10 protein-coding genes, 1 tRNA gene and 2 rRNA genes (1 of these 13 running past the window's edge) are annotated in these 12,181 nt (G+C 37.7%); 9 read left to right on the top strand and 4 right to left on the bottom strand.

Annotation, left to right across the window (positions count from 1 at the left end):
• The 3 genes from OZX56_RS00225 to OZX56_RS00235 form a co-directional block, all read left to right on the top strand.
• A 23S ribosomal RNA gene (locus tag OZX56_RS00225) occupies window positions 1-776 on the top strand (it extends 2,141 nt beyond the left edge of the window).
• A gap of 88 nt (window positions 777-864) precedes the next feature.
• Window positions 865-981 (top strand): 5S ribosomal RNA (gene rrf / locus OZX56_RS00230).
• A 12-nt stretch (window positions 982-993) separates the two neighbouring features.
• Window positions 994-1,066 (top strand) — tRNA-Asn (locus OZX56_RS00235).
• Between the two features lie 37 nt (window positions 1,067-1,103).
• On the opposite strand, the gene OZX56_RS00240 is transcribed toward OZX56_RS00235, so the two are convergent.
• Window positions 1,104-2,030, bottom strand: coding sequence for a LysR family transcriptional regulator (locus OZX56_RS00240; RefSeq protein WP_277139729.1), 927 nt, complete (start codon window positions 2,028-2,030; stop codon window positions 1,104-1,106).
• A 121-nt stretch (window positions 2,031-2,151) separates the two neighbouring features.
• On the opposite strand from OZX56_RS00240, the gene OZX56_RS00245 reads away from it, so the two are divergent.
• Window positions 2,152-4,026, top strand: a complete 1,875-nt coding sequence (locus OZX56_RS00245) for a flavocytochrome c (RefSeq protein WP_277139730.1) — start codon at window positions 2,152-2,154, stop codon at window positions 4,024-4,026.
• Between the two features lie 52 nt (window positions 4,027-4,078).
• Here OZX56_RS00245 and citG read toward each other — a convergent pair whose 3' ends face one another.
• Together citG and OZX56_RS00255 are read right to left on the bottom strand one after the other, a co-directional pair.
• Entirely contained in the window at window positions 4,079-4,930 is an 852-nt protein-coding gene (citG, locus tag OZX56_RS00250) for a triphosphoribosyl-dephospho-CoA synthase CitG (RefSeq protein WP_277139731.1), read from the bottom strand.
• Entirely contained in the window at window positions 4,896-5,825 is a 930-nt protein-coding gene (locus OZX56_RS00255; protein WP_277139732.1) for a LysR family transcriptional regulator, read from the bottom strand. Before OZX56_RS00255 ends, citG begins: the two co-directional genes overlap by 35 nt.
• Window positions 5,826-6,108: 283 nt before the next feature.
• Between OZX56_RS00255 and OZX56_RS00260 the strand changes: the two genes are divergently transcribed.
• The 5 genes from OZX56_RS00260 to OZX56_RS00280 all read left to right on the top strand — a co-directional run bounded on the left by OZX56_RS00260 (window position 6,109) and on the right by OZX56_RS00280 (window position 11,840).
• The gene (locus OZX56_RS00260) at window positions 6,109-7,302 is read left to right on the top strand and encodes an MFS transporter (protein WP_277139733.1); all 1,194 of its coding nucleotides are present in this window, start codon (window positions 6,109-6,111) and stop codon (window positions 7,300-7,302) included.
• Window positions 7,303-7,331: 29 nt separating this feature from the next.
• Window positions 7,332-9,044, top strand: a complete 1,713-nt coding sequence (locus OZX56_RS00265; protein ID WP_277139734.1) for an FAD-dependent oxidoreductase — start codon at window positions 7,332-7,334, stop codon at window positions 9,042-9,044.
• A gap of 36 nt (window positions 9,045-9,080) precedes the next feature.
• A complete protein-coding gene (locus OZX56_RS00270; RefSeq protein ID WP_277125204.1) occupies window positions 9,081-9,995 on the top strand; it encodes a shikimate dehydrogenase in 915 nt (304 codons plus the stop codon).
• A gap of 12 nt (window positions 9,996-10,007) precedes the next feature.
• Complete coding sequence (gene aroD / locus OZX56_RS00275; RefSeq protein ID WP_277139735.1) at window positions 10,008-10,769, top strand: type I 3-dehydroquinate dehydratase; 762 nt, start codon at window positions 10,008-10,010, stop codon at window positions 10,767-10,769.
• Window positions 10,770-10,913: 144 nt separating this feature from the next.
• Complete coding sequence (locus tag OZX56_RS00280; RefSeq protein ID WP_277125200.1) at window positions 10,914-11,840, top strand: SLAP domain-containing protein; 927 nt, start codon at window positions 10,914-10,916, stop codon at window positions 11,838-11,840.
• 93 nt (window positions 11,841-11,933) lie between these two features.
• Here OZX56_RS00280 and OZX56_RS00285 read toward each other — a convergent pair whose 3' ends face one another.
• Entirely contained in the window at window positions 11,934-12,167 is a 234-nt protein-coding gene (locus tag OZX56_RS00285) for a cytochrome b5 domain-containing protein (RefSeq protein WP_277125198.1), read from the bottom strand.
• Window positions 12,168-12,181: the final 14 nt, after the last annotated feature.

Here is a 12,181-nt window from a genome sequence, read left to right on the forward strand (position 1 = left end):
AGGAGCCAGAGAAGATAGTACGCTAGTATTATCAGAGGCAATGTTGGGATACTACCCTTGTTTGATGGCTACTCTAACTAGGATCTCTAAGCGAGATTTAGGACAGTGTCAGACGGGCAGTTTGACTGGGGCGGTCGCCTCCTAAAGAGTAACGGAGGCGCCCAAAGGTTCCCTCAGAATGGTTGGAAATCATTCATAGAGTGTAAAGGTAAAAGGGAGCTTGACTGCGAGAGAGACAACTCGAGCAGGGACGAAAGTCGGGCTTAGTGATCTGGTGGTACCGCATGGAAGGGCCATCACTCAACGGATAAAAGCTACCCTGGGGATAACAGGCTTATCTCCCCCAAGAGTTCACATCGACGGGGAGGTTTGGCACCTCGATGTCGGCTCGTCGCATCCTGGGGCTGTAGTAGGTCCCAAGGGTTGGGCTGTTCGCCCATTAAAGCGGCACGCGAGCTGGGTTCAGAACGTCGTGAGACAGTTCGGTCCCTATCCGTCGTGGGCGTAGGAAATTTGAGAGGAGCTGTCCTTAGTACGAGAGGACCGGGATGGACATACCGCTGGTGTACCAGTTGTCTTGCCAAAGGCATAGCTGGGTAGCTAAGTATGGCAGGGATAAGCGCTGAAAGCATCTAAGTGCGAAGCCCCCCTCAAGATGAGATTTCCCATACGTAAAGTAGTAAGACACCTCAAAGACGATGAGGTAGATAGGCTAGGAGTGGAAGAGTAGTGATACTTGGAGCGGACTAGTACTAATCAGTCGAGGACTTGACCAAAAGCGAGTGCAATTTGGTAAGAGAGTGGAACGGTAAAAGAGTAGATTATATTTAGTTTTGAGTGTAAAAACTCAAAGAGAATAAAAAGTACGGTGGCAAGAGCAAGAAGGAAACACCTGTAACCATGTCGAACACAGAAGTTAAGCTTCTTAACGCCGAGAGTAGTTGGTGGGAAACTGCCTGCGAGGGTAGGACGTTGCCGTGCTTTTTTTAATATTCCGGCTTAGCTCAGTTGGTAGAGCGCTTGACTGTTAATCAAGATGTCGTCAGTTCGAGTCTGTCAGCCGGAGCAAAAGAGGACCGAGGATGAATATCATCCTCGGTTTTTTACTTGATTTTTGGTTTGATTTCTAGTTCATTGAATGAATTAATTAGTTTTGTTATCCCTGGAGTTTGAGGTCTTTTTGCTTTGGTGGCAATGAAGTATCTAATATTAATTAAATTTGGGTCTAGGGGTAATAGGTTAATTGGTGTTTGTGCCATGCGTTTAATAATACTTGCTGCCGAGATCGTTAAGCCAACTCCCTTGATTGCTAAATTAGTGACAGTTATAATACTGTTGCTCTCTAATACTAGGTTGGGCTTAACGTTAAAGCGGTGAAAAATTGCATCTAGTTGATGTCTGATTGCAGAATTTGAATTACTGACAACAAATGGTTCTTGTAATAGTTCTTGCAAGTCATATTCATCAGATTCTAGAATAAACTTTCCTCTTTTAAAGTATTTTGATTTAGGTGAAATTATGATAAAGTATTTTTCACTACCATTTATGTGGAGGTCAAATTCTTGATTAATTGATTCTGGGTTTTGTCCAATATAACAGTCTATTTGTTCATTGAGAAGATTTGTTTCATTATTTCGGGGAGAAGTTTCCTTGAGTTGAATATTAATATTAGGATTTTTATCTAGAAAATCTGGTAATAGTTGTGCTAGTAAAAAGCTTCCCAGGCTTTCCAAAATGCCAATTCTAATGACTTCTGTGTTTGGTTGAATGATAGGAAGAAGCTGTCGATTTAAATTTTCTTTATCTACAATTTCTTTTTCAAGGTATTTATAGTAAATACTTCCAGCCTTTGTTAGTGTGAAAGGAATCTGCTGTCGGTCAATAATTGTTGTACCTAATTTTTTTTCGATACGTTTAATTAACTGAGTTAAATAGGGCTGCGAAATAAATAATTCTTGAGCTGCTTTGGTAAAATTACTTTCTTTTAGTAGAACATCAAGATAGTGTAACAAGGTTTCTGGATTTTTCATTAGTGAGCTCCTTTCGATAACAAAACTATTATAACCTATTTGCTAGAAAACTATTTCACAGATTTCGGTAAAGTTAGTAAAATTTAATTAAAAGTAATCAAAGTGAAAGGAAACTACTACGATGAAAACAGGAAAATATCAAGTTAAGGCTAAGGGTCATGGTTCAAGCTCTATGCCAATGGAAGTATCAATCGAAGATGATAAAATCACTAATATCACGGTTGATTCAAGTGGTGAAACTAAAGGCGTGGCTGATGAAGTATTTAAGCGTCTACCTAAAGAAATTGTTGATTATCAAACTCTAAATGTTGATGCAATCAGTGGCGCTACTATTTCCAGTAACGGAATTGTTAGTGGTGTTGCACAGGCAATTACAGAAGCTGATGGCGATGCAAACGAGTGGCAACAAAGGGCTAAACCAGAATTGGCACAAGCTAGCGATCAAGAGCTTACGACAGATGTTGTAGTGATTGGTGCTGGTGGTGCTGGTTTAGCAGCTTCAGCTCGTTCAATTCAAAATGGTAAAAAGGTTATTTTATTAGAAAAATATCCACAAATCGGTGGTAATACTACTCGCGCCGGTGGCCCAATGAATGCTGCTGAACCTGACTGGCAAAAAGAGTTTAAGGCTTTGCCTGGTGAAAAGGAAACTTTAAAAGAATTAGCAGAAACTCCAATTGCTGAAATTGATACTGAATACCAGGATGATTTTAAACAATTACAAAAACAGATTAATGATTACTTGGCAACAGGAGCGGATTATTTATTTGATTCAAAATTACTACATGAAATTCAAACTTATTTAGGTGGTAAAAGAACGGATCTTAATGGTCAAGAAATTCATGGTAACTATGATTTGGTTAAGGAATTAATTGAAAATGTACTTGATTCTGTTAAATGGCTAACAGATTTAGGAGTTAAGTTTGATCGTAAGCAAGTTACGATGCCAGTAGGTGCTTTATGGCGCAGAGGACACAAGCCAGTTGAACCAATGGGTTATGCTTTTGTCCATGTTTTAGGTGATTGGATTAAAGAGCACGGTGCTAATGTTTTAACTCAAACTCGGGCACAGCATTTATTAATTGAAAATGGACAAGTAGTCGGCGTAGTTGCTAAACAAGATAATGGCAGCCAAATAACGATTCATGCTAAACAAGTTATTCTAACATCTGGTGGATTTGGTGCTAATACGCCGATGGTTCAAAAGTACAATACTTATTGGACAGAAATTGCTGATGATATTGCAACAACTAATTCACCTGCAATTACAGGTGACGGGATTGCTCTAGGACAAGAAGCCGGAGCGGATTTGGTTGGTATGGGATTCATCCAATTGATGCCAGTTTCTGATCCAAAAACCGGTGAATTGTTCTCTGGACTGCAAACTCCACCTGAAAACTTTATTATGGTTAATCAAAAGGGTGAACGGTTTGTTAATGAATTTGCTGAGCGTGATACTTTGGCTAAAGCAGCGATTGACAATGGTGGCTTGTTCTACCTAATTGCTGATGATAAGATTAAGGAAACCGCTTATAATACTACACAGGAGTCAATTGATGCTCAAGTTGAAGCTGGCACTTTATTTAAGGCCGATACGCTTGAAGAATTGGCTGAAAAAGTTGGTATGGATCCAGCAACTTTAGTAGCAACAGTTAAAAAATATAATTCTTATGTTGATGCAGGTAAAGATCCTGAATTTGGTAAGAGTACCTTTAATTTGAAATGTGAAGTAGCACCGTTTTATGCAACTCCACGTAAACCGGCGATTCATCATACAATGGGTGGTTTACGAATCGATCCTAAGACGCGAGTTCTTGACCAAAATGGTCAAGTAATTGCTGGTCTGTATGCTGCTGGTGAAGTGGCTGGCGGATTACATGCCGGTAATCGGTTAGGTGGAAATTCGTTGGCAGATATTTTTACGTTTGGCCGAATTGCAGCAGATACGGCTTGTGCGTCAATCCCAGATACTGCTTCTGGCGCCTCAACACATTAAAAATTAAATTTAATCATTAAAAAGAAGTTGATCAAAGTCAACTTCTTTTTGTTTATAAATAATTACGCTCTAATGCTACAAAAATGGTCACGATTAACAGGTCAGCACAGCCACCTAGACTATAATTTTTATCAGTCATTTCTTGGTTAAATGCCAGTAAAAATTCCTTTCCTTGTACAGTTTGATATCCACCTAAAGCAAGATACTTTTTAGCTTGTTCTTGGATCCAAGTTACAGCACTAATGTCACCACCTGCTCGTTTAATCAAATTACTGTCAATTGCAACCGAGGCAATCTTCATTAGAGTATCCAAAATTCGCGCTTGGATAGGACCAGTTTGCTCCTTTAAGAAAGGCAGAGCGACTCGTTCAACAATTGGATAACCACTTTGTGCCTCTTGTCTGGCACCACCATAACCGTATTTTTGATAGGTTTTTGCTCCAGCAGTTTGAAGATCACGATTTTTATTTAGATCATGTTCGACTAAACCTGCGCACATTCGTCTAATAGTAGTGAATAATTCAGCTTGCTGCGTTTGTGCGTAACTTTCGGCGCAAACGAAAATTCCTAATGCAAAAATTGCACCCTTATGAGTATTGACGTTATTAGTGGCGGCATACATCTCTTGTTCAGCAGCAAGACCTTTTTGGCGTAATTCAAAGAACATGTCGGTTAAATTATCTTGTCTGAATGTTTGCCCTAGCATTTCAGCTGCTTTTAAATAGCTTTCTAGACTTAGGCTACTGTCAATAAAGGTATAGATATCCATGTCAGGATGTGGACCTGAGCTAACAGGGTCAACTAAGCCAGGTTTAGGCTGAGTGGCAACCTCATATAAAAGTGCGCGTAAGGCATTTTGTGTGATTGAATTAGTCATGATAATTACTATCCATAACAGATTCATCGGCTAAGTCTTGAATCATTTGTCTGCTTCCTTTTAAAAAATTAATCAAATCAAATATTTCTGGCGAAAGCTGATTAACAGGATCATAAACTAAATATAATTGTCGAGTATTTTTCGGTAAATCAATTTTTATTTTATGGATGTCGAAACCACTAAGATAAATAGTATTAGCAACAATTCCAACTAGATTATTGGTAATTACTTGACCAGCAATCGCTAATTCGTCATGAAGTCGATTGGTAATTGTTAAATCAGAAGCGGCAGCTAACAGTGCATCGGTAACATCTTTACCAATTTGAATTTTCTGGGAATAGGTAATGATATTTTCACCACGTAATTCTTCTGGTGAAATTTGTTTAATCTTTGTAAGGCTGTTTTCTTTAGCAACGATAGCAATTATTTCTTCGGTATAAAGTGGGATATAGGTAAAAGAGCGATATTTAGGGACAAAAGAACAAATTCCAATGTCATACCAACCGTTTTCAATCCCTTCACAAACTTGGTATGAAGGATTGTCATGGTAAATAAAATGGGCTGAAGTATTACTTTCTTGTTGATAAACTTTAATGATTTTAGGCAAAATAGTACCAATTGCAGTAGGGATGCTGGCGATATGAATGTTTCCTTGGTCTTGGCTAATTTTTTGTTTTAGCTTTTTTTTGCCATTATCAAGTGTATCTAATGAATTGACGACTGTGTCGTAGAAGATTTGTCCATAGGGCGTTAATTTTACATAATGACCAGCATGTCTAAATAGTTGACAGTGAAGCTCGTTTTCCAATTGCTTAATTGAAACGGATAAGGTAGGTTGACTAATAAAAAGTTGATTCGCTGCTTTAGTATACTGTCCTTGATCAGCTAACTCGCGAAAATAGTAAAGTTGATTTAAATTCATTTTTTACCTCAAAAGTTTTTGTATGATACCTAAATTATAAATGTTAACTATAAAATCGCAAAGATAATTTATATTAACTAATCAAAATAATAGTGTAAAGTTCAGTAAATGAATTTTAGTAGTAAGCAGTGCAATTTCTTAAATGGTAAAATCCTAGAGTTAAAGCCTTGATAAGATATAGTTTTATTAAATAAAGTCTAGAACAAAACTAATTGTTGTTTTTATTTAGAAAGCGGTATATTGATACTGATTAAAAAAACAAATATTTTTATAGGGAGAGTTTATGAAACGACAACGTTATGTTGGCGCAGCAACTTCTGTGTATTTGAATTATGCAGTAGTTGGTGCGGCGACAATCTTTATTAGTCAGTATCGGCAAGTCTTGGCTCAAGCTTGGCATGCTAGTGAAGCGGCTATTTCAATCGTGATGGCAATGGTTGGTTTAGGTCGAATTATTACAATTCTGTTTGCTGGTTCAATTTCTGATCGTATTGGACGTAAGCATACTTTACTGATTTCACTTGCTTGTGATATCGTTTTCTTATTAGGTGCAGCTTTTGCTAATAATGTTTGGTTAGCTGGAATTGCAGCCATGTTTTTTGGAGCAACTAATTCCTTTGGTGATACTGCTGGGTATCCTGCCTTAGCTGATGCTTTTCCAGATAAAACTGCAACGATGAATTCGTTTGTTAAGGCAGCTATGCAGGTAATGCAAATGTTGTTTCCGTTTTGGGTTAAATTGATTAAGGATCCTAAAATTACTGCTAGTGTTTTAGTAGTTATTTTATTGCTAGATATAGTGTTAACATTAAAAGTAGCTTATGCACCACAGACTCAAGATGAAACCTCAAGTGACCAAGCTGAAGTTGAGGCAACTGGCCAAACCGGTAATCAGCCTAAGCTGGCAGTTGATGGAGTTATGATTATTACTTTAGGTTTTACCCTTTGTTTTACTTTTTATATTTTTTCACTATATGCGCCGTACTATGGACAGTATGTTTTAAATGAATCAGCAGCTAATGCTAATCAACTAGTGTCATGGTATTCAATTGCATCGCTAATTTCTGTGTTTGTGACTTCAGCTTTGGTTACAAAAGTGAAGCGGCTATATTTAATTTTGACTTATGCTGCTATTTCAGCTTGTGGTTTGCTATTAATGGTACTTAATCCATCTGCTATTTCTGGTGAAATTGGTGCGGTTTTAGTTGGTTTCTTTGCGGCTGGTGGTGTTTGGCAGGTTGGTTTGTCTGTTTTGACTTCATATTTTCCACAAGGTCACGGGAAAATTACATCTTATTATAGTTTTGCACCAGCAGTGGTTTATTTTGTTGCCCCACTAGTGGCAGCCTTTGTCTTAAAAGCCAACTCGGCCAGTACATTAATGGTTTTCTGGATTACCACGATTATCGCTATTATTTCAGTAGTTTTAACTGGTGTTTTAATTATGCGGGGACGTAAATTTAATATCGCTGAATAAATAGGCACAATTAAAAAGAAAGGTTCAATATGACAACTAAAAAAATTAAAGCACAGGCTCAAGGGCGTAATGGTCAAATTGATTTTGATATTGCTGTAGATGGAAATAAAATTACCGATTTGCAGGTAACAAAGAGTTCAGAAACTCCAGCTATTTTTGATCAAGTTTTTGGTAAATTAAAGCAGAATGTACTGGATGAACAGAGTTTTGCTGTTGATGCAGTTTCAGGTGCTTCAATTATGACGCAAGCTATGCTTGATGCAGGACAAAAGGCACTTAAGGATAATGATATTAAACCTGCCCAGTCGCAGAATAAGCCAGAACATAAAAGTGTTACTCTAGATGTTGATGTTGCAGTCGTTGGATCTGGAATGGCTGGCCTAATGGCTGCATCGCGGGCATTAGCAATGGGTAAAAAGGTTTTAGTATTAGAAAAGAACGGCTACTTAGGTGGTGCAACTGCCTTAAACGGTTCAAACGTGGTTGGTACAGGTTCAAAAGTCTCTGCTAGGTTATTGGGTGCAGAAGCTCAAAAAGATTCTGTTAGCCGCTTAGTCAAAGATATTGCGCGTGAATGTCGCGGGACTAATTATCCAATGTTGTCAGATTTACTTGCCAATAATATTGGTAAAGCAGTTGATTTTATTACTGAATTTGCTGATTTACAATATCAAAAGGCTGAAACACAAACAGTAGAGCACTCGGTTGATCGGCAGATTGAAATGCCATCTGAAAGTTCGTATGAAGTTATAACTAAGGTGGCCAAGGCTTTTGAAGCAAAAGGCGGGAAGATCTTATTGGATGCGCGTGTTGAAGAACTAATTAAAAATGATAGTGATAAATTAGTATCCTTAGTTGCAGAGGGTAAGCATCAGACAACTACAGTTAATTTTAAGTCATTAATTTTAGCGGCTGGTGGCTGGGGTGCACGTGATTATCGCGAACACAAGACGAATATTCCTTACTATGGGCCAATGACTTCGACTGGTGATTATTTTGATTTTGCTAAAAACATGAACTTAGTAACACGTAATCTGGATTGGTATAAGGTATATCCACATGGCTTGGAAGTAGAACCGGGCATTGCTAAATTAACCACATATTCTACTAAAGAAGCTACTGATATGGGTGCAATCTTTGTTAATCATGCTGGTAAACGAATTGTCAATGAATCTGCGCCGTATACTCATTTTAGGGATGCCATTGTTGCTCAAAAAGATCAAACAGCCTACATTGTAATGGATGAGCGAATTTGGCAGAGATTCTATGCCTTATTACTAAAATATGGTTTTACTGCTGAAGAAATTGCTGGCTATTTTGCTTTGGAAGGAAAACAGAGTCCAGTTTTGGTTAAAGGTAACTTAGCCGAGGTTGCCCAAAAAGCTGGAATAGATTATGCTAATCTACAAAAGACGCTAGCGGATTATACGGCTGCAGTTAAGACAGGTTGCGACACAGAATTTGGTCGTCCGGCTAAGTTTATGCATGAGTATGAGGGTGATACCTATTATGTTATTGAACAAAAGTTGCGTTTTTGTACAACCTTAGGTGGCTATGAAACTACACCGCAAATGCAATTATTGGATACAGAACTAGAACCAATTACTGATTTTTATGCTGCTGGTGAGATTGTGGGCGGAGCTAATGGTAAGGATTCAATGCCAAGTATGATGAATTCCTGGAGCTATGCTTCTGGTTTTGTTGCTGGTACAGCAGCAGCTGATAATACTAACGCTGATTAATGGTAATTAAATTATTTAAATAAAGGAGAAAAAATTATGGCTAATAAAATTACAGGTATAAATGGACCAATTACAGGTTGGTTAGATGGACATACGTATTTAATCGGACTGATGGCAGATCCAATTCGGCACTCAATGTCACCGACGATGCACAACAATGCATTTGCTAAGTTAGGGTTAAATTATGCTTACCTTTGTTTTGAAGTGGGTAATGACAAATTGGGTAAAGCAGTTGATGCAATTAGAACGTTAGATATGCGTGGTTCGAATGTGTCAATGCCGAATAAAAATGCAGTTATGCAATATTTGGATAAGCTATCACCAGCATCAAAAATGTGTGATGCAGTTAATACGATTGTTAACGATCACGGGACGTTGACCGGTTATACAACTGATGGAATTGGCTTTGTGCAAGCTTTAAAGGATGAAGGCATTTCTGTTAAAGACAAGGTAATGACTTTAACTGGCGCTGGTGGTGCTGCTACTCCAATTGCAGTTCAATCAGCTCTTGATGGAGTTAAGGAAATTAAGATTTTCAATATTAAAGATGCTAAATGGGAACAAGCGGAAAAGACTGTTAAAACTATCCAAGAAAATACCAATTGCAAAGCTTCATTGACTAATCTTGATGATCAAGAAGCATTTAAAGCGGCAATTGCAGCTAGTGATATTTATTGTGACGCAACTGGCGTGGGGATGAAACCATTAGAAGATAAAACTTTAGTTGAAGATCCAACTTGGTTCCATAAGGATATGGTTGTTTTTGATACAGTATATTCTCCGCGAACAACTAAACTGATGAAGGTTGCACAAAAAGCCGGAGTTGAACATGTTTTTGACGGAATTGGAATGATGATCGAACAAGGTGCTGCTTCGTTTAAGTTGTGGACGGGTCAAGATATGCCTACTGATTATATTAAACAAATTATGTTTGCTGATGAAGACAAATAATTGAGGTAACCCATGGCAACTGTAAAAATCAGAAATATAATTTTAGGTGAAGGCTTACCTAAAATTGCTGTCCCCAATGTTGGTAAAACCAAGGCGGAAATCATTACTAATGCCAAGGAAATAGTTGCGGCTAGTCCTGATCTTATGGAGTGGCGGATTGACTACTATACTGAAGGTATTGAAGATAATGAGCAATTGGTTGCTACTGCACAGCAATTACGTGAATTAGTTGGTGAATTACCTATTTTGGTAACTTTTAGAACTAAGAACGAAGGAGGCGTGTGTGATTTAGCAGAATCCGCCTATCTTGAATTGTTGCAGACGATTATTACCAATCGCTTAGGTGATGCGGTAGATATTGAACTTTTTCATAATGAAAAACAGATAGTGGAACTAGTTGAGTTAGCTCATAAGTATAATGTGGTGGTAATTATGAGTAATCATGACTTTGAAAAGGTTCCTGGGCAAGATGTGATTGAGTTCAGGTTAAAAAAGATGGCACAATTAGGTGCGGATGTACCTAAATTAGCATGTATGCCGCAAACACCACAAGATGTCTTAACGCTTTTAGCAGCAACTACAAATGTCCATGACCAACTACCCAATCCATTGATTACGATGGCGATGGGAGATTTAGGTAAGGTAAGTCGGATTGCAGGGCAAGTCTTTGGATCGAGCTTATCGTTTGGAGCTGTTGGTCAAACTTCAGCTCCAGGACAACTTTCAATTGTTGATTTGCGTAACGCAGAAAAGTATTTACAAATGAATTCTTAAAGTCAATCTTTTTGAGCCCAAAGGGTATGATATTGCTATGTTGAGTGATATTGTACCTTTTTTGTTATATAACAAATCAAAATAAATATTTGATAAAGTTAAGTTATACTGTATTATATAACTTAGGAAACTAATTGAAAGGATATGATGATGTTGGGAAAGATAAAAGATATTAAAGTTAGCACATTGGTAGTTGCTAGCTTAGGTTTAACTGGTGTTGCTGCAGGCAGCACACTAATGCTTAATAATCAAGTAGTTAAGGCAGCCGATACTACGAATACAGCCACTAAAACTGCGACTGCTGACCAAGGGGTCGAAAAAGAATTATTTCATAATGCTTATATTTATGATCAAAATGGTCAACGAACTAACGACGTTGCTTTGAAAACTGGTACTAAGGTTGCAACTTATGGCACTAAGATTATTAATGGACGTAAGTTTTATAGTTTAGGTCAAGATTTATATTTGGCTGCCGGTAATATTGATAATAAAACTTGGACTGTGACTCACAATTCTGTTATTTATAATCAATATGGTGAGGCTACTAGTCAGGGTAAACTTAAAGGTGGCACTAGTATTGCGACTTATGGTGATCCTGTAGTCATGCATGGCGAAGAATATTATAGTATTGGCAATGATCAATTTGTTAAAAAGGCAGATCTTAATGATAACGCTGCTACACCGCAGCGTCCTGGCTATATTGAGGGAATTGTAGTCAATGGCAATGTTAAGCGAGATACTTATATCTATGATCAAAATGGTCAGCGGACTAATAAATTAATTCTTAGTGTAGGGTCAATGTGTTATGCTGCTGTATCTGAAACGATTAATGGTCAAGAATTTTATGAATTCGGTAATGGTGAACGAATTCCGGCAGATAACATTGATGGCACTAAACGTGGGCTTACTCATAATGCTTATATTTATAATCGGTATGGTCAACGAGTTGGTCGGCAGGTTGTCAAGGCAGGTCAAACATTGCGTACATACGGCAAGCCGGTAACTATTAAAAATAAAGCTTACTATACAATTGATAATAATCGCTATGTTAAGCAAGCTAATTTTAACTAGTTAGTATAAAATAACAAACCAAAACAAAAATGTCTGAATAATCCTTATAAAGAGGAAGTATCCAGACATTTTTTGTTATTATATTAAACTTAATTAGTCTTCGCTGTATGTGCCAACTTCTTTTAAGTTACCTAATACACTCTTACCGTGAGGAGATTGAGCAATTGCCTCAGTCAAGTCACGACCAGCTTCAACACCGTGATGTTCACCATCAGTCCAATGAGAATTGCCAGTTACATCGTAAACAGTACCGTCAATCGCAACGTATGCAGGGTTACCATTCTTACCATCAAATTTTGCTAAAGATTCTTTTGTGAATTTTTCCATTAAAAACATCTCTT

It is taken from the genome of Lactobacillus sp. ESL0684 (assembly GCF_029392675.1).
GTDB lineage: Bacteria > Bacillota > Bacilli > Lactobacillales > Lactobacillaceae > Lactobacillus.